This window comes from Streptomyces sp. NBC_00513 (assembly GCF_041431415.1).
Taxonomy (GTDB): domain Bacteria; phylum Actinomycetota; class Actinomycetes; order Streptomycetales; family Streptomycetaceae; genus Streptomyces.
Genome location: NZ_CP107845.1, coordinates 3,812,145 through 3,837,723 on the forward strand (window position 1 = coordinate 3,812,145; position 25,579 = coordinate 3,837,723).

The 25,579-nt window shown below is 71.9% G+C and carries 24 protein-coding genes; 9 read left to right on the top strand and 15 right to left on the bottom strand.

The features are described 5' to 3' along the window. The first annotated feature begins 90 nt into the window (after window positions 1-90). The 5 genes from OHA84_RS17565 (at window position 91) to OHA84_RS17585 (ending at window position 5,609) form a co-directional block, all read left to right on the top strand. Entirely contained in the window at window positions 91-1,305 is a 1,215-nt protein-coding gene (locus OHA84_RS17565; protein ID WP_266970862.1) for a sensor histidine kinase, read from the top strand. Then, window positions 1,305-1,994 carry a response regulator transcription factor gene (locus tag OHA84_RS17570; RefSeq protein ID WP_266970860.1) on the top strand — a complete coding sequence of 230 codons (690 nt, stop codon included), beginning with the start codon at window positions 1,305-1,307 and terminating at the stop codon, window positions 1,992-1,994. Before OHA84_RS17565 ends, OHA84_RS17570 begins: the two co-directional genes overlap by 1 nt. A 136-nt stretch (window positions 1,995-2,130) precedes the next feature. Beyond that, complete coding sequence (locus OHA84_RS17575; RefSeq protein ID WP_266948309.1) at window positions 2,131-3,411, top strand: histidine kinase; 1,281 nt, start codon at window positions 2,131-2,133, stop codon at window positions 3,409-3,411. Continuing rightward, the gene (locus OHA84_RS17580; RefSeq protein ID WP_053676953.1) at window positions 3,408-4,067 is read left to right on the top strand and encodes a response regulator transcription factor; all 660 of its coding nucleotides are present in this window, start codon (window positions 3,408-3,410) and stop codon (window positions 4,065-4,067) included. Before OHA84_RS17575 ends, OHA84_RS17580 begins: the two co-directional genes overlap by 4 nt. A gap of 339 nt (window positions 4,068-4,406) precedes the next feature. Next, the gene (locus OHA84_RS17585; protein ID WP_266948312.1) at window positions 4,407-5,609 is read left to right on the top strand and encodes a cytochrome P450; all 1,203 of its coding nucleotides are present in this window, start codon (window positions 4,407-4,409) and stop codon (window positions 5,607-5,609) included. Window positions 5,610-5,654: 45 nt separating this feature from the next. Here OHA84_RS17585 and OHA84_RS17590 read toward each other — a convergent pair whose 3' ends face one another. Both OHA84_RS17590 and OHA84_RS17595 read right to left on the bottom strand, forming a co-directional pair. Beyond that, window positions 5,655-7,280, bottom strand: coding sequence for an ABC transporter permease (locus tag OHA84_RS17590; protein WP_371591404.1), 1,626 nt, complete (start codon window positions 7,278-7,280; stop codon window positions 5,655-5,657). Between the two features lie 116 nt (window positions 7,281-7,396). Then, window positions 7,397-8,323 (bottom strand): ABC transporter ATP-binding protein, encoded by a 927-nt coding sequence (locus OHA84_RS17595; RefSeq protein WP_053676956.1) that lies wholly within the window; start codon window positions 8,321-8,323, stop codon window positions 7,397-7,399. 72 nt (window positions 8,324-8,395) lie between these two features. Between OHA84_RS17595 and OHA84_RS17600 the strand changes: the two genes are divergently transcribed. Both OHA84_RS17600 and OHA84_RS17605 read left to right on the top strand, forming a co-directional pair. Then, entirely contained in the window at window positions 8,396-8,878 is a 483-nt protein-coding gene (locus OHA84_RS17600) for a GbsR/MarR family transcriptional regulator (RefSeq protein ID WP_266948316.1), read from the top strand. Window positions 8,879-9,070: 192 nt separating this feature from the next. After that, window positions 9,071-9,763 carry an alpha/beta hydrolase gene (locus tag OHA84_RS17605; RefSeq protein WP_053676958.1) on the top strand — a complete coding sequence of 231 codons (693 nt, stop codon included), beginning with the start codon at window positions 9,071-9,073 and terminating at the stop codon, window positions 9,761-9,763. A 176-nt stretch (window positions 9,764-9,939) separates the two neighbouring features. Here the strand turns inward: OHA84_RS17605 and OHA84_RS17610 are convergent, their stop codons facing one another. Next, on the bottom strand, window positions 9,940-10,740 hold the full coding sequence (locus OHA84_RS17610; protein ID WP_266974053.1) for a diacylglycerol kinase: 801 nt from the start codon (window positions 10,738-10,740) through the stop codon (window positions 9,940-9,942). Between the two features lie 184 nt (window positions 10,741-10,924). Between OHA84_RS17610 and OHA84_RS17615 the strand changes: the two genes are divergently transcribed. Further along, on the top strand, window positions 10,925-12,208 hold the full coding sequence (locus OHA84_RS17615) for an adenylosuccinate synthase (protein ID WP_053676960.1): 1,284 nt from the start codon (window positions 10,925-10,927) through the stop codon (window positions 12,206-12,208). Between the two features lie 95 nt (window positions 12,209-12,303). Here the strand turns inward: OHA84_RS17615 and OHA84_RS17620 are convergent, their stop codons facing one another. From OHA84_RS17620 to OHA84_RS17650, 7 genes are all read right to left on the bottom strand, one after another. After that, window positions 12,304-12,747: a hypothetical protein gene (locus OHA84_RS17620; RefSeq protein WP_266970856.1), complete on the bottom strand. Its 444-nt coding sequence runs from the start codon at window positions 12,745-12,747 to the stop codon at window positions 12,304-12,306. A gap of 229 nt (window positions 12,748-12,976) precedes the next feature. Then, entirely contained in the window at window positions 12,977-14,092 is a 1,116-nt protein-coding gene (locus tag OHA84_RS17625) for a glycosyl hydrolase family 18 protein (protein ID WP_266970854.1), read from the bottom strand. A 94-nt stretch (window positions 14,093-14,186) separates the two neighbouring features. Then, window positions 14,187-14,753 (bottom strand): DinB family protein, encoded by a 567-nt coding sequence (locus tag OHA84_RS17630; protein WP_266970852.1) that lies wholly within the window; start codon window positions 14,751-14,753, stop codon window positions 14,187-14,189. Window positions 14,754-14,848: 95 nt separating this feature from the next. After that, entirely contained in the window at window positions 14,849-15,730 is an 882-nt protein-coding gene (locus OHA84_RS17635; RefSeq protein WP_053676964.1) for an alpha/beta hydrolase, read from the bottom strand. 196 nt (window positions 15,731-15,926) lie between these two features. Further along, window positions 15,927-17,171: a kynureninase gene (gene kynU, locus OHA84_RS17640; protein ID WP_371591405.1), complete on the bottom strand. Its 1,245-nt coding sequence runs from the start codon at window positions 17,169-17,171 to the stop codon at window positions 15,927-15,929. Then, on the bottom strand, window positions 17,164-18,009 hold the full coding sequence (locus tag OHA84_RS17645) for a tryptophan 2,3-dioxygenase family protein (RefSeq protein ID WP_053676966.1): 846 nt from the start codon (window positions 18,007-18,009) through the stop codon (window positions 17,164-17,166). The genes kynU and OHA84_RS17645 overlap by 8 nt, the downstream gene beginning before the upstream one ends. 128 nt (window positions 18,010-18,137) lie before the next feature. Continuing rightward, window positions 18,138-18,551 (bottom strand): DUF3151 domain-containing protein, encoded by a 414-nt coding sequence (locus OHA84_RS17650; protein WP_053676967.1) that lies wholly within the window; start codon window positions 18,549-18,551, stop codon window positions 18,138-18,140. Between the two features lie 145 nt (window positions 18,552-18,696). Here OHA84_RS17650 and OHA84_RS17655 point away from each other — a divergent pair, with 145 nt between their 5' ends. Then, window positions 18,697-19,869 (top strand): transposase, encoded by a 1,173-nt coding sequence (locus OHA84_RS17655; RefSeq protein ID WP_266970850.1) that lies wholly within the window; start codon window positions 18,697-18,699, stop codon window positions 19,867-19,869. A gap of 90 nt (window positions 19,870-19,959) precedes the next feature. Here OHA84_RS17655 and OHA84_RS17660 read toward each other — a convergent pair whose 3' ends face one another. The 5 genes from OHA84_RS17660 to pyrE all read right to left on the bottom strand — a co-directional run bounded on the left by OHA84_RS17660 (window position 19,960) and on the right by pyrE (window position 25,560). After that, a complete protein-coding gene (locus OHA84_RS17660) occupies window positions 19,960-21,882 on the bottom strand; it encodes a helix-turn-helix domain-containing protein (RefSeq protein WP_053684329.1) in 1,923 nt (640 codons plus the stop codon). An 86-nt stretch (window positions 21,883-21,968) separates the two neighbouring features. After that, the gene (locus OHA84_RS17665; protein WP_053684331.1) at window positions 21,969-22,658 is read right to left on the bottom strand and encodes a BTAD domain-containing putative transcriptional regulator; all 690 of its coding nucleotides are present in this window, start codon (window positions 22,656-22,658) and stop codon (window positions 21,969-21,971) included. A gap of 86 nt (window positions 22,659-22,744) precedes the next feature. Beyond that, window positions 22,745-23,479, bottom strand: coding sequence for a ScbR family autoregulator-binding transcription factor (locus OHA84_RS17670; protein ID WP_266970847.1), 735 nt, complete (start codon window positions 23,477-23,479; stop codon window positions 22,745-22,747). A gap of 194 nt (window positions 23,480-23,673) precedes the next feature. After that, on the bottom strand, window positions 23,674-24,696 hold the full coding sequence (fbaA, locus tag OHA84_RS17675) for a class II fructose-bisphosphate aldolase (RefSeq protein WP_053684335.1): 1,023 nt from the start codon (window positions 24,694-24,696) through the stop codon (window positions 23,674-23,676). A 324-nt stretch (window positions 24,697-25,020) separates the two neighbouring features. Beyond that, on the bottom strand, window positions 25,021-25,560 hold the full coding sequence (gene pyrE / locus OHA84_RS17680; protein ID WP_266948340.1) for an orotate phosphoribosyltransferase: 540 nt from the start codon (window positions 25,558-25,560) through the stop codon (window positions 25,021-25,023). Between the last annotated feature and the right edge of the window lie 19 nt (window positions 25,561-25,579).

Genomic DNA, 25,579 nt, shown 5'->3' on the forward strand with positions numbered 1-25,579 from the left:
CACCCGGACCCGCCCTCGGTGCGAACCCGCGCTTTCTTGAGGGGACTTGCGCGGGACCTCCTGACTCTGCGGCGGGACCCGCTGCCCCGGATGTCACGCCCCCGTTGGCTGGCCCGGCTGCCGCACGTGGTGTTGGTCTACGCCGCGGTGTTCTTCAGCTTCCTCCACGGCAGTCAGCTCTTCAACCACTACGGCCTGGCGGGCAGTACCCCGGTGGCGCTGTCGGTCATGAGCGGCGCGGCCATCGCCATCGCAATGTCCCGGCCCATCGCCGCCTGGTGGCTCGGCCTGATCGCCGCGGGCATGTCCGCCTGGGAGATCCACGATCACGTGGGGCAGGGCCAGATGTGGCCCTGGATGCCCGGTGGCCTCTTCACCTTCGCCCCGGTGATCCTCCTGGTCGCCTTGCGCGTACCGGCCCGTGTGACCATCGCGGCCATCGCGGTCCCGATCGTCTGCACCGGACTGGCCGAGGCCCTCTGCCGGCCGGACGGCAGCCAGACCAGCACCCTCGCGGCCCTGGTCGTCTTCGCTTTCACCGGTCTCCTCGGGTACGCGCTGCGCGCCTCGCGGCTGGCCCGCGGCAAGCTCGTGGAGCAGGAGACCCTGACCGAGGCGGAGCGGGCGCAGCGGACGCTGCTGGAGGAGCGCAGCCGCATCGCCCGGGAACTGCACGACGTCGTCGCCCACCACATGTCGGTGATCTCCATCCAGGCTCAGGTGGCCCCGCACCTCGTCGAGAACCCGTCCGAGGAGCTCAAGGAGAACCTCGCCGGTATCCGGGAGAACGCCCTGGAGGCCCTGACGGAGCTGCGCCGGGTGTTGGGCGTGCTGCGTTCGGAGAGTCCCGACGATTCGGCGGACTCCCATCACCCTCAACCGACGTTGGCCGAGTTGGGCAGCCTCGTGGACAACGTCCGGGGGGCCGGTCTGGAGGTCACGACCGCGGTCGCGGGCATCCGTCGGGCGCTGACCCCGGGAGTCGAGCTGACCGCGTACCGGATCGTGCAGGAGGCGTTGAGCAACTGCCTTCGCCACGCGCCGGGTTCACGGGTCGAGGTCGGCATAGCGTACGGGCCACGCGAACTTCACCTGTGTGTCGCCAACAGCGCGCCGACCAGGCCCGTCCCGCCGTCCCCGGGGGCCGGGCACGGGCTGCTCGGCATGCGGGAGCGGGCGGGCATGCTGGGCGGGGAACTGGCCGCCGGGCCGAGTCCCGACGGCGGGTACGAGGTGAGCGCCGTCCTCCCCATGGATCCGCCCGGAAGCCTCGCTGCCGGGTCGCACGAGACGAAGAAGGCCTGATGACCGTCCTGAACAACCCGATCGGACCGATCAAGGTGATGATCGCCGACGACCAGATGATGGTCCGCCAAGGCTTCACGGTGCTCCTCAACGCCCAGCCCGACATAGAGGTCGTGGGGCAGGCGGTGGACGGGGCGGAGGCGGTGGCGAAGGTCTCCGAGCTGGGCCCGGACGTGCTGCTGATGGACATCCGGATGCCCGGCATGGGTGGCATCGAGGCCACCTCGATCATCACCGGTGATCCGGCCGCCACGGTGAAGGTGCTGGTGCTGACCACCTTCGACCTCGACGAGTACGTGTACGAGGCGCTGCGCGCCGGGGCCTCCGGATTCCTCCTCAAGGACGCGTCCGCCGATCAGCTCGCGGAGGCCGTACGGGTCGTGGCGGCAGGCGAGGCCCTGCTGTCGCCGAACATCACGAAGCGGCTGATCACGGAGTTCTCGCGGATGGGCGCACCGCGGGGCCCCTCGCGGGCGCGGATCGACGAGCTGACGGAGCGGGAGACGGAGGTGCTGTCGTTGATCGCGCAGGGCCTGTCCAACGCGGAGATCGCGGGGCACCTGGTGCTGGCCGAGCAGACGGTGAAGACGCACGTGAGCCGGATCCTGGTGAAGCTGGGCCTGCGGGACCGGACCCAGGCGGCGGTGTTCGCGTACGAGACGGGCCTGATCCGCCCGACGGGCTACTGACATGTCGGCGTAGTACTTGAGGGGGACCTTGGGATATCCCCTTCAGCGGCGACGCGGGCGGGGGGTGCACGGACCTACGGTTCTGTATGTGACCGAGACGACCACCCGGGGAACAACCCGGACACCGGAATTCAGGATGGTTTCGGGTCTGCTCCAGACCCTGCGCCATGACCTCATCACCGATGCCTTCGCGTTCCGGCCGTTGCCGGCGAAGACGACCGAGGGGTGGTTCGTCCGCCGGCTTCCGGCGTCGATACGCCAGTACAACGGGTGGATCCGCCACGTACAGGTGGGTGCGCTGGCCCTCTTCATCGTGTTCTTCACGTCCGTGACCCAGCACACCTATCTCGGTTCGGCGGGCCGGCTGACCAGTGGTGTCCTTGCGGCGGTGCCGGTGCTGATGACGCTGGTCCGCCCGATTGCGGCGTGGTGGGCGGCGGTAGCGATGACCCTGGTGCTCGCCGTGGTGGGCGGGTCCTCGATGACGTGGCCCTGGACCCCGGGCAGTTTCCTGGCGTACATCGCGGTCATGGTCCTGGTGACCTTCCGGCGGGGGCCGCGGGTTGCGGCCTGGATGTGGGCGCTCACGGTGGCCCTCAGCATGGCGGTCGAGGTGCTGTTCGCGGGCCGGTACGGCATGAACTCGATGAACATGATCGTCGCCTCGGCTTTCGCCCTGCTCGTCGCGAGCAGCATCCAGATACGCCGGCACGCCAAGGCGGAGGTCTCGGCGCAGCAGGAGGTCACGGCGGTGGAGCGGGACCGGCGGACGCTGCTGGAGGAGCGGACGACGATCGCGCGGGAGCTTCATGACGTGGTCGCGCACCACATGTCGGTAGTGGCGATCCAGGCGGAGGCGGCCCCGTACCGGGTGAAGAATCCGCCGCCGGAGCTGGAGGCGGCCTTCGTCACCATCCGGGAGAACGCCGTGGCGGCGCTGACGGAGCTGCGCCGGGTGCTGGGGGTGGTGCGGTCCGCGGACTACGAGGCACCCGATGCCCCGCAGCCGACACTGGCCATGCTCGACGGGCTCCTGGCCAATGTGCGGGACGCGGGGCTCACCGTGGAGAAGACGGTCACCGGTGCGGTGCGGGAGCTGCCACAGGGTGTGGAGTTGTCGGCGTACCGGATCATCCAGGAGGCCCTGAGCAACACCCTGCGGCACGCTCCGGGGGCGGTGGCCGGGGTCGAGGTGTCGTATGTGTTGGGCGGGCTGGGGATACGGGTCGTCAATGGCCCGGGGACCACGGATGTGCCCCCGTCGCCGGGGGCCGGGCACGGCATCACCGGTATGCGGGAGCGGGTGGCGATGTTGGAGGGGGAGATGACGGCACAGGAGACGACGGCGGGTGGGTTCGAGGTGGCGGTGTTCATACCGGTGCGCAGCCGTCCCGAGTCGGAAGCGGCGTCGGCATGACGATCAGGGTCTTGATCGTCGACGACCAGATGATGGTCAGGGAGGGTTTCTCCGTCCTGCTGAACGCGATGGAGGGCATCGAGGTGGTCGGGGAGGCCGTGGACGGCCGCCAGGCCATCGCCCAGGTGGCGGCTCTGCGGCCGGACGTGGTGCTGATGGACATCCGGATGCCGGAGATGAACGGGTTGGAGGCGACCCGGCGGATCGTGGCCGCCGACACGGACGCGAAGGTGCTGGTCCTGACGACCTTCGACCTCGACGAGTACGTGTACCAGGCCCTGCGGGCTGGGGCGTCCGGATTCCTGCTGAAGGACGCCTCGGCTCGTCAACTGGCCGAGGGAGTAAGGGTGGTGGCGGCCGGCGAGGCGTTGCTGGCACCTTCGGTGACCAAGCGGCTGATCGTGGAGTTCTCGAAACTCGCGGAGTCACCCCGCCTCTCGGATCCGGCGGGGGTCGCGCAGCTGACGGAGCGGGAGACGGAGGTCCTGATACTGATCGCGCAGGGACTGACGAATGCCGAGATCGCGGACCGGCTGGTCGTCGCGGAGTCCACGATCAAGACCCATGTGAGCCGGATCCTGGTGAAGTTGGGCCTGCGGGACCGGACGCAGGCGGCGGTGTTCGCGTACGAGACACGACTGGTCACGCCGGCGTAAGCCCGCTCGTCGGCCGTCGGGGGTGTCGCGGCCGGTCGCAGGTAGCGGGGCCTCTTCGGGGAGCGGCCCCGGGGTCCCGGGAGGCGATCTCGGGGGGCGATCTCGGGGGGCGATCTCGGGGGGGGCCGTTTCGGGGGCCCAGGGGCCGGTCTCGGGGCGCCGTCTCGGTGGCCGCTTCGGGCGCCGTCTCGGGGGCAGCTTCGGGCGCCGTCTCGGTGGCCGTCTCGGTGGTCGGTCGGGCGCCGTTTCGGAGGGCGCTTCGGGGACCGTTTCGGGGGATTTCCCGGAAGTGATCCAAAACTCCCGTCGGGAGGGTCGGCCCGCCCCTAGGGTGCGGGAATGGGCTTTGATCCGTGGGATGCCGCCTTCGTCGCCGATCCGTACCCCGCCTACCGGGAGCTGCGGGAGCAGGGGCGCGCGGTGTGGTCGGAGGCGACCGGACAGTGGCTGGTGTCGCATTACGCCGATGTGAGCGCGCTACTGCGGGACAGGCGGTTGGGACGGACGTATCTGCACCGTTTCTCGCACGAGGAGTTCGGGCGGCAGGCGCCGCCGCCGGAGCACGAGCCGTTCCACGTCCTGAACGGCAACGGGCTGTTGGACCTGGAGGATCCCGCGCACGCGCGGGTGCGCCGACTGGTGGCGAAGGCGTTCACCCCACGCACCGTGGAGCGGCTCGCGCCGGCGGTGGAACGACTGGCCGGCGAGTTGGCGGGCGGCCTGCTGGCCGACGGGGGCGGGGACTTGCTGACGTCGGTCGCCGAGCCGCTGCCGGTCGCGGTGATCGCGGAGCTGTTGGGGATCCCGGAAGCGGACAGGAAGCTGCTGCGGCCCTGGTCGTCGGACATCTGCGGAATGTTCGAGTTGCGGCCTGACGAGGCGACGGCCCGACGGGCCGTCACGGCGAGTATGGAGTTCGGGGATTACCTGCGGGCGCTGATCGGTGAGCGGCGCAAGCGGCCCGGTCAGGATTTGATCTCCGGGCTGATCGCCGCTCACGATGAGGGCGGCCGACTCAGCGAGCAGGAGATGGTCTCCACCTGCGTACTTCTGCTGAACGCGGGACACGAGGCGACCGTCAACACGACCGTCAACGGGTGGTGGGCGCTGTTCCGTCATCCCGACCGGCTCACGGACCTTCGGGCGCATCCCGAAAAGTTGTCCACAGCTGTGGATGAACTCATGCGATTCGATACACCCCTACAAATGTTCGAACGCTGGGTGCTCGACGAGATCCGGGTCGGGGACACCGTCATCCCGCGCGGAGCCGAGGTGGCGCTGCTCTTCGGGTCGGCGAATCGGGACCCCGCGCGCTTCGAGGACCCCGACACCCTGGACCTCGCACGGACCGACAATCCCCACCTGACCTTCGGGGCGGGGATCCACTACTGCCTGGGGGCGCCGCTGGCCCGGCTGGAGCTGTCGGCCTCGTTCGGAGCGCTGTTGGCGGAGACGATGCCGCCACTGCGGCTCGTCCGCGAGCCGCAGTGGCGGGAGGGGTATGTCATCAGGGGGCTAAGGGAGTTGGTTGTGGAGTTCTGACCCGATCTCCCCGTGCCGCGTCGTTCCTCCACGTCCGTGGGGCCCTCACGTCGTCATGTCCCGGCGGCGCAGTGCGGTCAGGCCGGCGGCCGTCAGGGCCGCCGCCAGAGCGGCGAGGGTGAGGAGCGGCGCCCAGGCGATCGGCTCCGGGCCGGGGAGTTTCGGCAGGTGGGCGAAGGGCGAGAGGTTCATGACGGCCTGCGGGAGGTTCAGCGCCGGCCCGACCCAGCCCAGCGCCAGCGCCGTTCCGGCCACCGCCCAGGCGGCGACCGCGTACCGGGGGACGGCGCCGTGCAGCAGGACGGCGAGCGAGCCGATCACCCAGACGGCCGGCAACTGTGCCACGCAAGCGCCCACCGCCCCGACGATGTCCGAGCCGTGCCCGATGCCCAGACCCAGCCCGCCGAGCAGCAGGATCAGGGTCGAGCCGCCGAAGGCGACGGCGAGGTGGCCGGCGGCCCAGCGCAGCCTGCCGACGGCGTTCGCCAGCAGCGGTTCGGCCCGTTGCCCCGACTCCTCACCGGTCAGCCGCAGCACCGCCGAGACGATGTGGAGGGCGGCGACCATGCCGAGCATCCCGGCCATCGTCGCGAGGAACGCGTCGGTGAGGGCGCCCGTACCGCCCATCCGCTCGATGATCTCGCGGGTCTTGGCGTTGTCCCCGACGAGTTCGGCCGCACCGTCCGCCATCCCCCCGAAGACCACGCCCACCACCAGGAACCCGAGGCTCCATCCGGCCAGGGCGCCGCGTTGGAGCCGCCAGGCCAGCGCCCCGGCGCTGCCGATCCCGCCTTCCGCCGGACCCGGCCGGGCCGGCAGGAAGCTCATGCCGAGGTCCCGGCGGTCGGCGAGCGCGTACGCCACCGCGATCTGCGCGCCCGTGGCAGCGACGAACAGGGCGAGCACCCACCAGCGTTCGACGGCGAAGGCCCGTACCAGTTCCAGCCAGCCCAGCGGTGATGCCCAGGTCAGGGCCGACGAGCCGTCGGCGGTTCCCGCGTCGCCGGCCGCGCGCAGCACGAAGGCGGCGCCGATCAGGGCGCCCGTGAGTCCCTTCGCGAGCCGCGCGCTCTCGGTGAGTTGGGCGGCGACGGCAGCCGACGCCGCGAAGAGCATCCCCGTCGCGCCGAGTGCGAGTCCGAGGGCGAGCGCACCGCCCGTCCCGCGCCCGGCGAGGCCGACGGTGACGAGCAGGACGACGAGTCCGTTGGCCACGAGGGCGGCGAGCAGGGCCGCCGTGAGCGGGGCCCGGCGCCCGACCATGGCGGCGGACAGAAGTTCCTGACGCCCCGTCTCCTCCTCCTCACGGGTGTGGCGCACCACGACGACCAGGCTCATGACCCCGGCGAGCAGTCCGGCGAAGACCCCGCCCTTCCAGGCGGTCAGGGCGCCGACCGAGTCGCCGAAGACGGGCCCGTACAGGGCGCGGAGCGAGGCGTTGCCGTTCATGGTGACGAGCAGGTCGGCCCGTTCGGCGGCCGTCGCGTACACCGAGTCGAGCGAGGCGGGCATGCTCAGCACCATCAGCGCGACGACCGTGATCCAGACGGGCATCAGCACCCGGTCGCGGCGCAGGGCGAGGCGCAGGAGGCCGCCCGTCCCGGTGAATCGGCCCTTCGGCACGACACGCCCGCCCCTCACGCGTCCGCCCCTCACGCGACCACCCGTCATGCGACCGCCCCTCACACGCCCGCCCGTCGCGCGGCCACCGGTCACCCGGCCATCCGCCCCACGGCCCGTCGCCCGATCCGCCCCTCGGCCCGTCGCCTGTCCCGTCGTCTGGTTCGTCATGACCGTGCGCCTGCCTTGACGTCGTCGCCGTAGCGCTTGACGTCGTCGCTGTAGTGGCGGAGGAACAGTTCTTCGAGCGTCGGGGGTGTCGCGGTCAGCGACCTCACCCCGGACGCGGTGAGGGAGCGCAGTACGGCGTCCAAGGTGTCCGTGTCCGCCTGCAATCGGATGGCGAGGCCCCGGACCTCCACGTCGTGCACGCCCGGCAGGTCCGCGATGCCGTTCGGCGGTGCGGCCAGTTCGGCGCTGATGGACGTACGCGTGAGGTGCCGGAGTTCGGCCAGGGTGCCGGTCTCGACCGTCCGACCTTTGCGGATGATGCTGACCCGGTCACAGAGGGCCTCGACCTCGCTGAGGAGGTGTGAGCTCAGCAGGATGGTGCGCCCGGCGGCGCGGGCCTCGGTGACACAGCTCTGGAAGACCTCCTCCATGACGGGGTCGAGGCCGGATGTGGGCTCGTCGAGGATGAACAGTTCGGCGTCGGACGCGAAGGCGGCGACGAGGGCGACCTTCTGCCGGTTGCCCTTGGAGTACGTACGACCCTTCTTGGTCGGGTCGAGTTCGAAGCGGTCGATCAGTTCGGCGCGGCGGGCGTGGTCGAGGCCGCCCCGGAGCCGGCCGTGGAGGTCGATGACCTCGCCGCCGGAGAGGTTGCGCCACAGGGTGACGTCGCCGGGGACGTAGGCGACGCGGCGGTGGAGCGCGACGGCGTCGGCCCACGGGTCGCCGCCGAGCAGCGTCGCGGTGCCGGAGTCGGCCCGCAGCATGCCCAGCAGGACCCGGATGGTGGTGGACTTGCCGGCGCCGTTGGGGCCGAGGAAGCCGTGTACCTCGCCGGCGGTGACGTCGAGGTCGAGTCCGTCCAGTGCGTGGGTGCGGCCGAACGCCTTGTGGAGTCCGGCGACGCTGATTGCCTTCGTCATGCTTCCGAACGTACGCTACTTTCACAAAATTGTGAAGATAGCGAATCGCGTAAAGTCGGAAGGGTGGCGGACATGAGCGTGCAACGGGACGAGGAAGCGGTATCCCGCTTCGTGGAGCGGTTCGCCGCGCAACTGACCGAGGCGGGTATGCAGCGCATGGCGTCCCGCGTCTTCGCGCAGTTGCTGGCGAGCGACGGCGGGGCGATGACCTCGGCGGAACTCGGAGAGGCCCTCCAGATCAGCCCGGCGGCGGTATCCGGCGCGGTCTCGTACCTGACCCAGGTCAACATGGTCAGCCGGGAGCGCGAACCGGGCTCCCGGCGCGACCGGTACGTCCTGCACAACGAGCTCTGGTACGAGACCTTCACCCGTCGGGACCAGGCGTTGACCCTGTTCGAGAAGACCCTCCGGGAGGGCGCGGCGGGCCTGGGCGCGGGCTCTCCGGCGGGGGCTCGGGTCGCCGAGACGGCGGCGTTCTTCGAGTTCCTCCAGCACGAAATGCACGGACTGATGGACCGCTGGCGCGACCACCGGGCGACGCTCGACCTGCCGTAGCGCCCCGAGGTCGCCGTTCGCGCGGGCGCCCGCAGTGACACGGTGTGATCGATGGCGGACGCTGCGGTGGCGGGGCGCCCTGGGGCTGCCTAGCGTGGGCGCCACCCGCACCCGCCGGCGCCTCGTGGGTCGGCAGCGGATCCCGGGGATTCACAGCGAGCCCCGGGGGTCGCCGAGAACCGAGAGGAACCCATGGCTGACAAGCCCGCCATCGTCCTGGTCCACGGCTTCTGGGGCGGCGCCGCCCACTGGGCCAAGGTCATCACCGAACTCGACCGCCGCGGCTTCGACTCCGTGTACGCCGTGGAGAATCCCCTGACCGCGCTCGCCGACGACGCGGAGCGCACCCGCAGGATGATCCGGCAGATCTCCGGGCCGGTGGTGCTGGTGGGCCACTCGTACGGAGGCGCGGTGATCACCGAGGCCGGCGACCTGCCGAACGTGGCCGGCCTGGTCTACGTCGCCGCGTTCGCCCCGGACTCCGGGGAGAGCCCCGGATCGCTCAGCCAGGAGAACCCGCCCGAGGCGTTCGCGAACATCGCCCCGGACTCGGACGGCTACCTGTGGATCAAGCGGGACAAGTTCCGCGAGAGCTTCGCGCAGGACCTGTCGCCGGAGGAGGCCCTGGTCATGGCGGTCACCCAGAAGGCACCGATCGCGTCGACCTTCGGGGACGTCGTCTCGTCGCCCGCCTGGCGGGTGAAGCCGTCCTGGTACCAGGTGTCCACGGCCGACCGCATGATCCACCCGGACAACGAGCGCCGGATGGCCGCCCGCCTGAACGCCCGCAAGACCATCGAGCTGGACGCGAGCCACGCCTCGTTGGCCTCGCAGCCGGGCCCCGTGTCGGACCTGATCGAAACGGCGGCCCAGGAGGTCGGCTGACCCGCCCCCTCCGCGAGGGCGCCCCTCCGCGGAGGAGGCCCCGGGTGCCCGCGCCCCTCCCCGCACCCGGGCAGGAACAGCGCACCCGGGAAGGAGCAGCCCGCCCGGGGCGAAGCGCCCCGCCCGGAGCGAAGCGGCTCACCCGGGGCGAAGCGGCTCACCCGGAGCGAAGCGGCTCACCTGGGGACGGTCAGCGCCCACGCTCCCGGACGGAGCGTCCACGTCCGTCGGCGTACGGGGCCGGTGACGCCCGCGTGGTCGGCCCGGTAGCGGAAGTCCGCGCCGGAGACCGTGACCGCCGTGGCCCGTTGTGTCCGCGTCGGGCTGCCGGTCAGCCGCACCACGACCTCCGCGGGTCCGCCCGGCTCCCGCGTGATCACCGAGACCTCCTCCACGGGGTGGTCCACGTCGGCCAGGACCACGCCGTCCACCTCCACGCGCAGCCGGTGCACCTGCCCGGGCGGGGTCTGCGAGGGCGGCAGCAGGAGGCGCAGCAGTGACCGGTACTTCCGTACGGCAGGCGCCGAGGCGCGCGGCGGCGTGATCCGCAGGCCTCCGAGCACCACCCCGTCGCTGTCGTCCACGAGCAGGTCCCGCGTGCGCACGATGCCGTCGAGGGCCGCGCGCGCGGCCATCACCGCCGACAGCGGGACGCCCAGGGAGCGGGCGAGTCCGAGGGAGCCGACCGGTCCGACCGGAATCAGTGACAGGGGCTCGCCGCCGAGGTCACGCGAACGGTGCAGCAGGGTCACCGCGCGTACCAGTGCCCGGTCGTCGCCGACGATCACGGGGCGTCGATGACCCCGGCGGGCCAGCGCCCGCGCGAACTCCTCCGGAGAGTCGGGGAGAGAAACTTTCGCGTGCGCCGCGGCACACAACACATCTTTCGCGATCCGCACAGACTCGCCGTCGAGACGGCGGGCGACCGGGTCGACGAGCACCAGCAGGCCGCCTACCGGCGCGCCCGCATGGCTCATGGTGGGCTCTGGAGCCGACACCTCGGTCCTTCCTCGGGTAGCATCTTTGTGCAAGAGGCCCTTGCGCTATTGCGCCAGGGCCTTCGTCTATTCCGGGGTACCGGTCCGACGGCTCAGCCTGCGGTGTACATCGTCGTACGCCCCCTGACCTTGGACATGCCCCATCCGGAAGAGGTGTACGCCTGTGCCCGCTCTTGTGCTGCTCGGAGCTCAGTGGGGTGACGAGGGCAAGGGAAAGGCCACCGACCTGCTCGGTGGATCCGTTGACTATGTAGTGCGCTATCAGGGTGGCAACAACGCCGGCCACACGGTCGTCGTCGGCGACCAGAAGTATGCACTGCACCTTCTCCCTTCCGGAATCCTCTCCCCCGGATGCACCCCGGTCATCGGCAACGGTGTCGTGGTCGACCCCGCCGTACTCCTCTCCGAGCTGCGTGGGCTCAACGAGCGCGGCATCGACACCTCCAAGCTGCTCCTGAGCGGCAACGCCCACCTGATCACGCCGTACAACGTGACCCTCGACAAGGTCGGCGAGCGTTTCCTGGGCAAGCGGAAGATCGGTACGACCGGCCGCGGCATCGGACCGACCTACGCGGACAAGATCAACCGCATCGGCATCCGGGTCCAGGACCTGTACGACGAGTCCATCCTGACGCAGAAGGTCGAAGCGGCGCTGGAGGGCAAGAACCAGCTCCTCGCGAAGCTGTACAACCGCCGCGCGATCGACCCGGCGCAGATCGTCGAGGAGATGCTCCAGTACGCGGAGCAGATCAAGCCGTACGTCGCCGACACCACGCTCATCATCAACAAGGCGCTCGACGAGGAGAAGGTCGTCCTCTTCGAGGGCGGCCAGGGCACGCTCCTCGACGTCGACCACGGCACGTATCCCTTCGTCACCTCCTCGAACCCGACGGCCGGTGGCGCCTGCACCGGTGCGGGTGTCGGCCCGACGAAGATCAGCCGTGTGATCGGCATCCTCAAGGCGTACACGACGCGTGTCGGCGCCGGCCCGTTCCCGACGGAGCTGTTCGACGAGGACGGCGAGGCCCTGCGTCGCATCGGTGGCGAGCGCGGTGTGACCACCGGCCGTGACCGCCGCTGTGGTTGGTTCGACGCCCCGATCGCCCGCTACGCGACCCGCGTGAACGGCCTGACGGACTTCTTCCTCACCAAGCTGGACGTGCTCACCGGCTGGGAGCAGATCCCGGTCTGCGTCGCGTACGAGATCGACGGCAAGCGCGTCGAGGAGCTGCCTTACTCGCAGACGGACTTCCACCACGCGAAGCCGATCTACGAGAACCTCCCCGGCTGGTCCGAGGACATCACCAAGGCCCAGACGTTCTCCGACCTTCCGAAGAACGCCCAGGCGTACGTGAAGGCCCTGGAGGAGATGTCGGGCGCCCCGATCTCGGCGATCGGCGTCGGCCCCGGCCGCACCGAGACGATCCAGATCAACTCGTTCCTGTAGGAACACGCGCGTCGGCAGGTCCGACCGGAGGGCGGGACGCGTGACGCGTCCCGCCCTCCGGCGTACCGGCGGTCGCGGGCGTACGTACGGAGTCCTCACGGCAGGTCGTCGCGGCCCGACCGGGACGGGGCCGGCGGCACGTCGGCGTCCCGTGCCACCGGCGGCCCGGAGGGCTTCGGAGGCGGCGCGGGACGTGGCGTGGCGGTCCACGGGCCCCGCTCCGGAGCGGGTTCGACGGCCGGCGGAAGAGGCGGGGGCGGGGGTGCGCTGTCGAAGACCTGTTCCGCGACCGTGAAACGGCAGTGGAAGTTCTCCCAGGAACCGTCCAGCATCATCAGGTAGCCGTCCGGTTCCCGGTAGATCACCTTCCGCCGCACCATGCGCGGATGCGTGGGCTCGAAGGCCTCCACCTTCTTGCGCAGTTCCTCCAGCGCCTCTTCCCGCGTCCCCTCGACGTGCCCCAACACGCCCATGGACCACACCCGGGTCTCCCTGCCGAAGCCGCGGTTCTGCTCGACCAACAGTCCCCACCTGGCCATCCGTTCCGCCTTCCGTCCGGCCCCCGTGTCATCGGAGCCGGCAGCCATCAACCCGGGCCCCCCTGACATCACGTCGCTCGCGCGCGATTCGTTCAAGACCGGGCGGAGCCGTGCGGTGCCGGGTGGGTCGCGGCGGGCATCCGGTGGCGGGTCATCGGCGGCACGACCAGTGCCGCCGCACGGTGGGCGACGCCGTCGGCCGTCTCGATCGTCGTGACCCCACCCTCCCTCAACCGGTCGTCCGCACGGGCGATGGTGACGCGGGCCGGTCGGCCAGGGCGTCCCACAGCCGCGGCTCCTCGAAGCCGAGCGCCCACAGGCCGACGCCCCGCACCCCGTGGCGGGCCAGGACGGCCAGGTGGCGGGCCGCGCCCTTCGCGTCCTGGTACCAGACCTGGTGCTCCTCGCCCTCGTCGTCCGTGTACGTGAAGTGCGGGGTGCCGGAGACCGGGTCGAGCGCGTAGTCGGCGCCGACGTCGCGCCGCAGGGCCTCGGCCTCCAGGGACGTGACGTGGCGGGCGCGGGCCGTGGAGCCCACCGTCCAGTTCCATCCGTAGGCGGGCAGCGCCACTTCCAACTTGTCGCGGGGCACCTGCGCCGTGGCGTGGGTCAGGAACTCCTCGTACCAGGCAGTCGAGGACAGCGGGCCCGGCGCCTCCAGGGCGTTGTGGAGGTTGTAGCCCATGATGCGCAGCCGGTCGGCGACGGCGCCGAGGTGTGCGTAGTCGAAGGCCAGGCCGGTGTCCCGGGTGCGGGGCATGACGGTGACCACGCAGCTCTTGGCCAGGGCGTGCAGGCGGGCGCAGAGTTCGGTGGTCAGCGCGTTGTAGCCGGTGCGGACCCGTTCGCGCAGGGCGGGGTCGGTCGTCTCGGTCATCACCTCGTAGTCCAGGTCGAGGCCGTCGTACGAGCGGCCGGTGGCGACGGCCACGAGGTCGTCCACGTGCGCGGTCCGGCGGGCGGGGTCGTTCATCAGGTCCGCCATGGCGGGGGCGCGCAGGCTCTCGGTGACCGTCGGGACCACCTTGAGTCCCTTGGCGTGCAGGCCGTCGATGACGCGGCGGTCGCCGGCTCCGGTCTCGCCCTTGACCACGGCCCCGGACGTGGTGGAGGTGGTGGCGGACGTCGCGTACCAGAACGGGCTGACCGTGTGGAGTTGGTCGGCGTGGGCCAGGGCGTCCCGGTAGCCGACCTCGATGTTCCACCAGGGCAGCCAGGCGGAGACGGTGCGTTCGGATTCGAGGTGGGGCAGCGGCGCGGGGGCAGCGGCCGTCAGGGTGAGGGTGACGGCCGCGAGGGCGGCGGTCAGCGCGGCGGGGAGCGCGCCGGGGAGGGCGATCTTCATGCCCCGACCCTGGCGCGCGGCGGGCCCGGACCGGGCGACGGCACGTCGGGCAGAGGAGTGGTGGCGGCCGACTGCTGCGGGCGGTCGGCCCGCGTCACTGGCCCACGCGTCCGTCGACGCACTCGCGCAGCAGGTCGGCGTGCCCGCAGTGCCGGGCGTACTCCTCGATCCGGTGCACCATCAACTCCCGCACCACGATCCGCTCCCTGCCCACACGTGCGCCCAGGTCCGGATGCGCGGCCAGAGCGGCGTCGGTCGCGGCCTGCTCCCGCTCCAGGTCGGCGAACGCCGCGTCGACCACGGCCCGGTCCGCGACGGCTCCCTCGAAGTCCGCGTCCTTACGGCCGTAGAGCTTCGGCACCGGGTCGCCGTCGGTGATCCAGCCGCGCCAGTCCCGTTCCACTTCCACGAGGTGGCGGACCAGACCGAGCAGCGACATCGTCGACGGCGGGACCGAGCGCCGGGCCAGCTGCTCCGGGTCCAGGCCCTCGCACTTCATCCGCAGGGTGGTGCGGTAGTTGGTCAGGAAGTCCAGCAGTGTCGCGAGTTCGCCGTCCGGGCTGTCCTCGTTGTCGCGCGGGTCGTCGTCCGGATCGGCCCACATGTCGGGGTGCACGGTCGCCTGGGTCCATCGTTCGGGCTGATCGCTCATGCCTCGCATGGTGGTCCGTGGCGGTCCGGGTCCGCCACCGGGTTCTCGTGCCGAGGTGAACGGAGAGGCGGCGCCCCCGCCGTGGCTCGCCGTGTGCCGCGCCGCTACCAGGCCAGTTGCGCGATCTCCTCGGAGACGACCGCGCAGGCGTCGGCCGCCGGGTCGATGAGGGGGAAGTGGCCGACGCCGTCGAGCAGGGTCAGGCCGACGAGTTCCCCCGCCTGGGCGGCGGCGGCCACGTAGGCCTCGGCGACGGCCTCCGGCACCACGATGTCGTCGCGGCCCTGGACCAGTGCGGTGGCGATCCCGGTCGGGAGCAGGGCGGCCGGGTCGGCGTGCGGGCGTCGCGCGTCCCAGAACTCGCTCGTGCCACCCAATAGTTGGGCGGACGCTCCGCCGCAGACGCCGAGTTCCTCCGCGACCGTGAAGTCCGCGATGGGGGCCAGTGCCACCACGCCGCGCAGGTGCGGGGCGGACGGCAGCCTCCACGGGCTCCCGGCCGGCAGGACGTGGCGGGCGGCGGCCCACAGGGCGAGGTGGCCGCCGGCGGAGTGCCCGGTCACGACGACCCTGCGGACGTCCGCCTGCGGGAGCGCCGTGCCCGCCAGCCCGGGCAGTGCGTCCATGGCCGCCGCGACGTCGTCGAAGGTATCGGGCCACCGCCCGGCGACTGGTCCTTCGGAGCCCTGGTGTGGCAGTGAACTCCCGCGCCGGTACTCGACGTTGGCGACGGCGAAGCCCTGGCGGGCGAGGAAGTCGGCGAGGGGGGTGATGTGTTGGCGGTCGTACGGGGCGCGCCAGGCACCGCCGTGCAGCAGGACGACGAGGGGGGCCGAGCCGGCCGCCGTGTCCGCGCGGGGGGCGTAGAAGTCGACGACCTGGTCGGGGTGTTCTCCGTAGGCGGCGGTGGCGTCGGGTGCGACCGGGGGGTGGGAGAAGGCCGAGTCGGCCTCGGCGGCGTCCCGTTCGACTGCGGGGTCCGTCATCGGCTCAACCTCTCGGTAACGCGTGTGACAGCGGGGACAGATGTTCCGGTGTTACGGCAGAGCGGGACCGTATCAGGCTGGAACGCGCCGTTCCGTGGCGGGGCGAGAACAGAAGGGCGCGGGCGGAGCCTCGGCTCCGCCCGCGCCTGTGACGCCCCCTGAGAGGTGACGTTTCGCCGCCACCTCCCCCGACGCGTCACCCGAAAATGTGACCCAGTGTCCGGGCCGCGCGCTCGGCGTCGGCGAAACCGACATAGAGCGGGGTGAAGCCGAAGCGCAGGACGTCGGGGGCCCGGAAGTCCCCGACCACACCGCGGGCGATCAGTTCGGTCATGACCTCGCGGGCGTTCCCGGTGCGCAGGGAGACCTGGCTGCCGCGCCGGGCGTACTCGGTCGGGGTGACGGATTCGACCTTGCCCTCGGGGACGTACGCGGCGACGCATTCGAGGAAGAAGTCCGTCAGGGCGAGGGACTTGGCGCGGACGGCTTCGACCGGCACCCCGTCCCAGGCGTCGAGGGCCGCTTCCAGCGCCAGCATGGACAGGATGTCCGGGGTCCCGACCCGGGCGCGGGACGCGCCGGGCGCCGGGGTGTAGTGCGGGGTCATCGCGAAGGGGTCCGCGTGCCCGTTCCAGCCGGGCAGCGGGGAGTCGAAGGACTCCTGGTGACGCTCGGCGATGTACAGGTAGGCCGGGGCGCCGGGCCCGCCGTTGAGGTACTTGTACGTACAGCCGACGGCGAGGTCGACGGCGTGCGCGTCGAGGTCCACCGGCAGCGCGCCGGCGGAGTGGCACAGGTCCCAGACGGTGATCGCCCCGGCGGCGTGGGCCGCCGCGGTGAGGGCGGGCAGGTCATGGAGCCGGCCGGTGCGGTAGTCGACGTGGTTGAGCAGGACGACGGCGGTGGCCGGGCCCATCGCGGCGGCGGCCTCCCCCGGCTCGACCGGGACGACCGTGAGGCCCGTCATCCGGGCGGCCGAGGCGGCGATGTAGCCGTCGGTGGGGAAGGTCGCGGCGTCGACGAGCAGCTCGGTGCGGCCGGGCGCCGCCAGGCGGGCGGCTCCGACCAGGGCCTTGAAGAGGTTCACGCTGGTGGAGTCGCCGACGGTGACCTGGCCGGGGGCCGCGCCGACGAGCGGGGCGATCTTGTCGCCGATCCGCTCGGGGGCGGTCCACCAGCCGGACTCGTCCCAGGACCGGATGAGCAGCTCGCCCCACTGGCGGCGGACCACGTCCGCGGTGGTGTCCGCCACGGTGGCCGGGAGGGCGCCGAGGCTGTTCCCGTCGAGGTAGACGACCCCGTCGGGGAGCGTGAAGCGCTCGCGGAGCTTGGCGAGCTCGTCGGCGGCGTCGAGCGCGGCGGCCCGTTCCCGCAGGTCGACGGGCAGGTCGGCAGGCAGGTCGGCGGGCGACTCGGCGGTCGCGGGCATCGACTCAGACATGGCTGCGCGCCGTCCACAGCTCGGGGAACACGTTCTTCTGGGCGCGCTTCTCCAGCCAGGTCACACCGGCGGAGCCGCCCGTGCCGGTCTTCGCGCCCATCGCGCGGCGGGTCGCCACCAGGTGGTCGTTGCGCCACCGCCAGACGAGTTCCGCGACGTCGGTCAGGACCTCGCCGAGCCGGTGCAGGTCGTGGTGGGCGTCCGGGTCGGCGTACAGGGCCGTCCAGACGGCCTCGACCTCGGGGGACGGCTCGTAGCGCTTCGACAGGTCGCGGGTGAGGACCGAGTCGGGGATGGCGAAACCGCGGCGGGCGAGGAGGCGCAGCACCTCGTCGTACAGGCCGGGCTCGTGGAGGGCCTTCTCCAGTTCGCCGTGGACGCGCGGCGCGCCCCGGTGCGGGACCAGCATCGACGCGGCCTTGTCGCCGAGCAGGAACTCCATGCGGCGGTACATCGCGGACTGGAAACCGGAGCCCTCGCCGAGGGCCGCGCGGTAGGCGTTGAACTGTCCGGGGGTGAGCTGCGCCAGCGGGCGCCAGGAGGAGTTCAGGGCCTCCAGCTCGCGGAGGGATCGTTTCAGCGCGTCCATCGCGACGGGGATCCGGTCCTCGCGGAGCGCCTTCGCGGCCGTCTCCCACTCGTGGACGATGACCGTGAACCACAGCTCCATGACCTGGGTCGTCACCAGGAAGACCATCTCGCCGGGGTCGTCCGAGCGGAGGTGCTGGAGGTGGGTGAGGACGTCCGCCTGGACGTAGTCCTCGTAGGGGGTGGTGCCGGCGAAGTCGAGGTTCGGGGTGTCCGAACCGGCTCCGGAGGCATCAAGGGCTTGCGACATTTCTGTCTCCTCGACACGTGCTTCCGGGTAGCGGTCCGCTCCTTCCGTTTGGGTGAGTGGAGCCCCGGTCCCCTGCTCGCATCATAAGCAGGAGATCCGGAACCCCTCTAGGGCAGTCCGCCCGGCTGTTACGCGAGCGTGTCCGCCGCCGTCGGCGAGGAGTCGCGCAGGAAGGTCGAGCAGCGCTCCCACTCGGCCTTCTCGTCGATCGCGCCGGCCGCGCGGGCCAGGGCGTTCAGGGCGCGCAGGAAGCCCCGGTTCGGCTCGTGCTCCCACGGCACCGGGCCGTGGCCCTTCCAGCCGGCGCGGCGCAGCGCGTCGAGGCCGCGGTGGTAGCCCGTCCGGGCGTACGCGTACGACTCGATGGTGTTGCCGGCGGCGAAGGCGTCGTCGGCCAGGGTCGCCCAGGCCAGCGAGGACGTCGGGTGGGCGGCGGCCACCTCGGCGGCGGGCGTGCCGGCGGCGAGGGCCTCGCGGGGCGCGGGCTCGTCGGGCAGGTGGGTGGGGGCGGGGCCCCCGAGCAGGTTCTGGTGAATCGACATGCGCCCAGTCTGGGGCATCGGCCCCGGCAGCGGGGGTGGTGGTGGGATGCCCACCATGCCGGGGCGAAGGGGTGTGCCCGGCACACCTCCCCGCGAAGGGGGTCCCGGGCGGACGGTAGGGGGGCATCGACGAAGGGGGAGTGTCGTGGACATCGGCACCGGCGCGGGCTCCGGCGGCGCTCGGCGCGGTCGGCTGGACGAGGCCGTCGAGGAGCTGTGCGGCGCGGTGTTCCCGTCGCTGCGGCGGCGGGACCAGCGGGAGCGGGGGCGTCAGTACGTACGGGGACTGATCACGGTCGAGGGCCGCAAGTCGATCCGCAACATGGCGCACCAGACCGGGGGCGGCGGGCCCGCCGAGGAACAGGCCCTGCACCACTTCATCGCCGGCTCCACCTGGGAGTGGCAGCCGATCCGCGCCGCGCTGACGCGGTACCTGACCCGGGCCGCACCGCTGAACGCGTGGGTGGTGCAGCCGATGGCGATCCCGCGGGGCGGGGAGCACTCGGTGGGCGTGGGCAACCGTTTCGACCCGTACCAGGGCCAGATGTTCCAGGGGCAGCAGGCCTTCGGGACCTGGTTCACCTCGGGGGGCGTGGCCACGCCGGTGGGATGGCGGATGCACCGGGAGGGCGACCCCGACGAGTCGTACGAGAGCTGCGCGCTCGCGGGGGTGGCGGAGATCGCGCGGAGTGCGGACGGGGGCGTACGGCCGGTGGTGCTCGACGTGCCCGACATCGCGACCCGCGCCACGGTGAGCCGGTTCGCGCAGGCCCGGGTGCCGCTGGTGGCACGGGTCGGCGCGGGGGCACGGATGGTCCCGGTGGACGCACGGCGGTCGGGCTCCGGGGCGGTGCCGATGACCGCGCGGGACGTCCTGCAGAGCGTGCGGGGGCTGCGCGCGCCGCTGGAGTGGGTGGACCCGGACCGGCCGGGGGCGCGACGGAGTTCCCTGGTCGCGGGGGTACGGGTGCTGTTCGCCGGGCGGGAGATGCTGCTGTTCGGGGAGTGGACGGACGCACGGCGGCAGCCGGTGCAGGCGTGGGTGACGGACCTGACGCGGGCCGCGCCGGCGGCGCTGTTGCGGATGACGAAGGAGACGGGGCGGGTCTCCCGGGCCGCCGGTACCTCCCTGGGGCGGGTGGGGTTGCGGGACTTCACCGGGCGCTCCCCGGCGGGCTGGCACCGGCACGTGACCCTGGCCTCGGTCGCCCACGCGGCCCTGTGGCAGTCGGGCGCCCTGACCCCACCCCCCACGACACCGCCGGCCACCCCCACCACCAGACCCACCCCCCGCCCCCGCTGCCCATCCCCCTGCTGACCCGCCGGGTCCGGCAGATCCAGCCCCGCCGGCGTTTGAGGCGCGGGGTCCGGGGCGGAGCCCCGAAAGCTCGGAGCAACCGGCGGAGCCCTACGCTTCCGCCCGGCCACTCGACCGCCGGGCGTCAAGCACCGCCCGCGCCTTGCGCAGCCGCAGCGCCATCTGGATCTCCAGGGCCTGCGCGGGCTTCTGCCATCCCTCGCCGAGGAGTTCCGCGATGCGCTCCAGCCGGCGCGACACCGTGTTCGGGTGCACGTGGAGTTCCTCCGCCGCGTGTGTCGGGCTGCCGCCCGAGGCGAAGTACGCGTCCAGCGTGCGGGTCAGGTCGGTGAGGCGGTCGGTGTCGTATTCCAGGACCGGCCCGATGGTCGAGGCGATGAACGCCTCCACGTCGTGGTCGGCGGACAACAGCAGTCCGAGGAAGCCCAGTTCACGCAGCGAGGCCGTACCCCCGGCCCCGTCCAGCGCGGTCAGCGCGTCCAGGCAGCGCACCGCCTCCGCGTACACCCGGGCCACTTCCCCCGGCCCGGCCGCCGGTCCGGCGGCGCCGGTGGACACGGCGTGGCCGAGCAGTGGGGACAGTTCGCCGGAGGCCCGGTGCGCGGCGGCCGAGGCGTCCGTGCCCGGGAGGACCAGCACGATGCAGCCCCGGCGGACCCCTTTGAGCCCGCCCATCCGGTACGCGTACGAGGACGCCCAGGCGACGGCCTTGCCCAGTTCCCCGCCTTCCGGTCGGGCCACCACGACCACGTGCGGCCGGTCCAGGTCGAGGCCGAGGCGGCGGGTGCGGTCCGGCAGGTGCAGGCCGACGGAGTGGGGCCGTTCCAGCAGGTCGGCGAGGAGTTCCTCGTGCACGGGCCCCTCGGCGGCGGCCGTGCCGCGCTGGATGAGCATCAGGGAGGCCACCGACTGGGCGGCGAGCTGCAACAGCCGTACGTCCTCCTCCACCAGCGGCGCGGACGCGCTGAGCAGCAGCACTCCGAGGTCCTCGGCGCCCGCCAGCACGGGCGCCAACCACACGTCGCCGGGCAGGCCCACGGGGCGCCGGTCGGTCAGCGCCTGGAGCGCGGCCTTGGTCACCGCCGCCTCGTCCAGGTCGGGGAGTTCGCCGGTGACGGTCAACGGCCGTCCGCCCGGGTCACGTACCTGGAGCACTCCGTCCAGGGCGTCGGCGGTGGCCCGCGCCAGGGTGGGCAGTCCGGCGCCGTCCAGGACCAGTCCGGCCAGCCGGGCGTGGCACTCCCAGAGGTAACGGACGCGGGTGAGCGCGGTGTTGGTGCGGGAGCCGAAGACCTCCAGTTCGTGCACCTCGTCCCGGGTCTGCTCCAGCAGCCGGGCCTTCTCGATGGCGACGGCCGCCAGGTCGGCGAGGGAGAGCAGCATGCCGATCTCGTCGGGCCCGAACCGCCGTACGGCGCGGTCGGCTCCGTAGAGCGCGCCGAGGGTGGAGTCCCCGCGCCGGAGCGGGACCGCGATGATCGCGTGCAGGCCCTCGGCGCGGACCACGGCATCGATGCCGGGGGCGTGCGCGATGGCGTCGTCGTTCAGGTAGTCGGCGCTCCAGACCGGGGAGCGGCGGTCCTGGGCGATGCTGCCCAGGCCGCGGCCGGTGCCGAGTTCGAGGCCGACGTTCAGGGCGGTGGTCTCGCCCTCGGAGGTCCGTACGTAGGCAGAGCCGTCGGGGCGGCTCAGCGACAGCCAGGCCATGTCGAAGCCGAGGAGCCGGCGGGCCCGGCGGGTGATCAGCCGCAGCAGGCCGTCGATGTCGTAGGGCGAGGTCAGGTCGTGCGCGGTGTCGACCAGGGCGGTGAGCGCGGCCTCCCGCTGCTCGCGGCGCCTCGCGTTCCTGCGCACCGAGCGGGACAGGTCCACCGCGCGGGTGAGCCGGGCGAGTTCCTCGCCGTCGGCGCCGGCTTCGCGCGCTTCGAGCAGCAGGGCGTCGTAGGCGCTCTGCGGGGCCTCCGCGACGAGCAGTTCCAGTACGGCCAGCGAGCCGCCCCCGTCTCCAGGCATCCTGCTCCTCCCCCGCCCGACCAGCGCTTCTCTGTCCGGAACTCGAACCTAGGTTCCGGGTGACGGGGGGTCAAGCGGCGGCCGGGTCAGGCGAGGCTGAACCGCGGGGTCGGGCGGGGCGCGCGCAGTGCCTCGACGCGTCGCTCGGCGCGAAGCAGGTCGGCCAGGTAGGCGCCGCCGGACCGTTCGTGTCCGCCGCGCAGTCCGGCGAGTTCCAGGCGCAGTTCCCGGTCCCGTCCGAGGAACAGTTCGGCCTCGACCCACTGTCCGAGCACGGCGCGCCGGTCGGCGTCCAGGACGGCGACGCGGCCGGCCAGCCAGGGGCCCGCGTCGATGCCGGCGAGGGCGGGGCCGGTCCAGAGGTCGAGGGCGCGGCGCAGCCTGCGGGCCGCCTGTTCGAAGTCGCCCCGGCTCATGGCGCGATAGCCGGCGCCCGCCTCCCGTTCGAACTCCTGGGCGTCCGATCGACCGCCGCCGGTGTCGAGAACATACCCGCCGGACCGCGCGGAGAGCACCGTCCGGGCATCGCGTACCGATCCGATCGCCTGGGCCTGCGTGAACCGTTCGCGCAGCAGACGCACGGCGGTGAGCAGGACGGACCGGGCGTTCGCGGTCGGGGTGCGGTGGGCCAACTCGTCGGCGAGCACACGGATCGGCACGACCCGGTCGGGGCAGGCGGCGAGGGCGGCCAACAGGTGACGGGACTCCGGTGTGGGCGCCGTGACGGGCACGCCGTTCTCGCTGACGCGCAGCTTTCCGAGCAGCTCGATGTCCACGTATCCCCCCCGGGTCCGATGAAAAATAATACCCGGAAGGATTTTTTTGGGAAGAGGTCGGTTGGGGAGAGCGTGTGAAGGGGGTGTCAGGCCGTCACCGGCTCCCCCCGCTCCTCGCTCTCGACCGCTGCGGGCGGGACGCCCGTGGGGCAGTCGGCCAGACACTCGTGTCGGCCGTGCGGACCGTACAGCGCGCGGGCGCCCCGCCCCGGGGCGGTGTCCAGCCGGATCGCCAGGGCCGGGACGACCATGCTCGGGAGAATGTGGCTGTACATCTCGGAGGCCTGGGGGTCCAGGTCGATACCGAGCGTCCAGGCCATCCTGTTCAGTCCGGCGAACGAGCCCACGGCCAGCCGCGAGGGAACCACCGGGTCCACGTCCGGCAGGAGTTCGCCCCGCCGTTTCGCCTCCGTCAGCACCTCCGTGTGCAGCTCGATCCAGGCCGTGTACGGCGCCGCCTGGTCGAGTTCGCGACCGGCCCAGTCCAGGGTGAGCCGTGCGCTGGCCCGCATCAGCACGTCGTGCCGGAGCTGGTGGGCGAAGATCATCCCCATGTCGATGAACTCCTGCACCTTGTGACTCTGGGGGAGGGCCTGCGGCTGACCCTGGTTCTGCGCGTCCACGACGGCCTGCGCCAGGTCGTCCTTCGAGTCGAAGTGGAAGTAGAGGGCGCCCTTGGTGACCTTGGCGATGTTGACGATGTCGGAGAGCTTCGCCGCCTCGTAGCCGTGCTCCTCGAACACCACCGCCGCCGCCTGCAGGATGGCCTGGCGGGTACGGACCGCCCGTTCCTGCTTGACCTGGGGTCGTTCCGTCCTCATGGCTGCCGCCTCTCCTGCCCCACCGCCATTACATAACCGCGGGTACGTTCCTGTGGGTAGATTCCACACCATGGCCGGGCGGCAGTCCACCGGCGTATGTCACCTCCGCCGGGTCCCGGCGCGACGGGCACACGCGAAAGGGGCCCGCCGGCCCCCATGGGACCGACGAACCCCTCTACCGGGTACGGGCCGGACTACTTCAGCCGGGTACCGGTGGAACGCAGGTTGGTGCACGCCTCCGCGACGCGCGCGGCCATGCCCGCCTCGGCGGCCTTGCCCCAGGTGCGGGGGTCGTACTTGGACTTCGTGCCGACCTCGCCGTCGACCTTCAGCACCGCGTCGTAGTTGCGGAACATGTGGTCCACGACGGGGCGGGTGAAGGCGTACTGGGTGTCGGTGTCGAGGTTCATCTTCACGACGCCGTTCTCCAGCGCGGTGGCGATCTCCTCGGCGGTGGAGCCCGAACCACCGTGGAAGACGAAGTCGAACGGCGAGGGCTTGCCGTACTTCTCGCCGACGCCGGCCTGGAGGTCCTTGAGGAGCTCGGGGCGCAGGACCACGTTGCCCGGCTTGTACACGCCGTGCACGTTGCCGAAGCTGGCGGCCAGCAGGTAGCGGCCCTTCTCGCCCAGGCCCAGGGCCTCGGCGGTACGGATCGCGTCGTCGACGGTGGTGTACAGCTCGTCGTTGATCTCGTGGCTGACGCCGTCCTCCTCGCCGCCGGTCGGGGTGATCTCGACCTCAAGGATGATCTTCGCGGCGACGGCCTTGGCGAGCAGCTCCTGGCCGATGGCCAGGTTGTCGGCCAGGGTCTCGGCGGAGCCGTCCCACATGTGCGACTGGAAGAGCGGGTTCAGGCCGCGGGCCACGCGCTCGGCGGAGATGTCGAGCAGCGGGCGGACATAGCCGTCCAGCTTGTCCTTGGGGCAGTGGTCGGTGTGCAGCGCGACGGTGATGTCGTACTTGGCGGCGACGATGTGCGCGAACTCGGCCAGGGCGACCGCGCCGGTGACCATGTCCTTGTTGTGCTGGCCACCCAGGAACTCCGCACCACCGGTGGAGATCTGGATGATGCCGTCGCTCTCGGCCTCCGCGAAGCCGCGCAGGGCAGCGTGCAGGGTCTGGGACGAGGTCACGTTGATGGCCGGGTAGGCGAATTTTCCTGCCTTCGCCCGGTCGAGCATCTCGTTGTAGACCTCGGGGGTTGCGATGGGCATCTGTCCGCTCCTTGGATGTGCGGGGAGTGTGCTTATTGCGGGCCCTGACCTGGGGGCGACGTCATCGTCGACCCCATCCTTCCAGACTCCGCGCGACACTCCACCCCACCGTCCACGCCACATGCGAAAACCGGGCGGGACGTTTCACGTGAAACATTCCGCCCGGCCACGAAAGAGCAGGTCAGAGCGCGATAAGAAGCCTTCGGGGGCCACCGCCCCCATGTGGTCGGGCCGGCCGGAAGCCGGTCGCACCCGACCCTGGGGGGCCGCCTGGTGAGACGGCGACGACCGACCCGGGTCCCGGCAGGGTCCGAAGGAGACGGCCTAGGAGAGGCCGAGGTCCTCAAGGCGGTATCCGGTGAGGTAGGGCAGGCCCGCCTCGGCGATGGCGTCGGCCGCGCCCCGGTCCACGATGGTGGCGACGGCGACGACCTCGCCGCCGGCCTCGCGGACCGCCTCCACGGCGGTCAGCGGGGAACCGCCGGTGGTCGAGGTGTCCTCGACGACCAGGCAGCGCTTGCCCTTGACGTCGGTGCCCTCGATACGGCGCTGCATGCCGTGCGCCTTCTGCGCCTTGCGCACGACGAAGGCGTCCAGGCACCCGCCGCGCGCGGCGGAGGCGTGCAGCATCGAGGTCGCCACCGGGTCGGCGCCCAGCGTGAGGCCGCCGACGCAGTCGAAGGCGAGGTCGGCGGTCAGGTCGAGCATGACCTGACCGACCAGCGGGGCGGCCTCGCCGTCGAGGGTGATCCGGCGGAGGTCGATGTAGTAGTCGGCTTCCCGCCCGGAGGAGAGGGTCACCTTGCCGTGCACGACGGCCTTGTCCTTGATCTGCTGCAGAAGCGCATCCCGTACGTCACTCATGGCGTCGAGCTTAATTGCG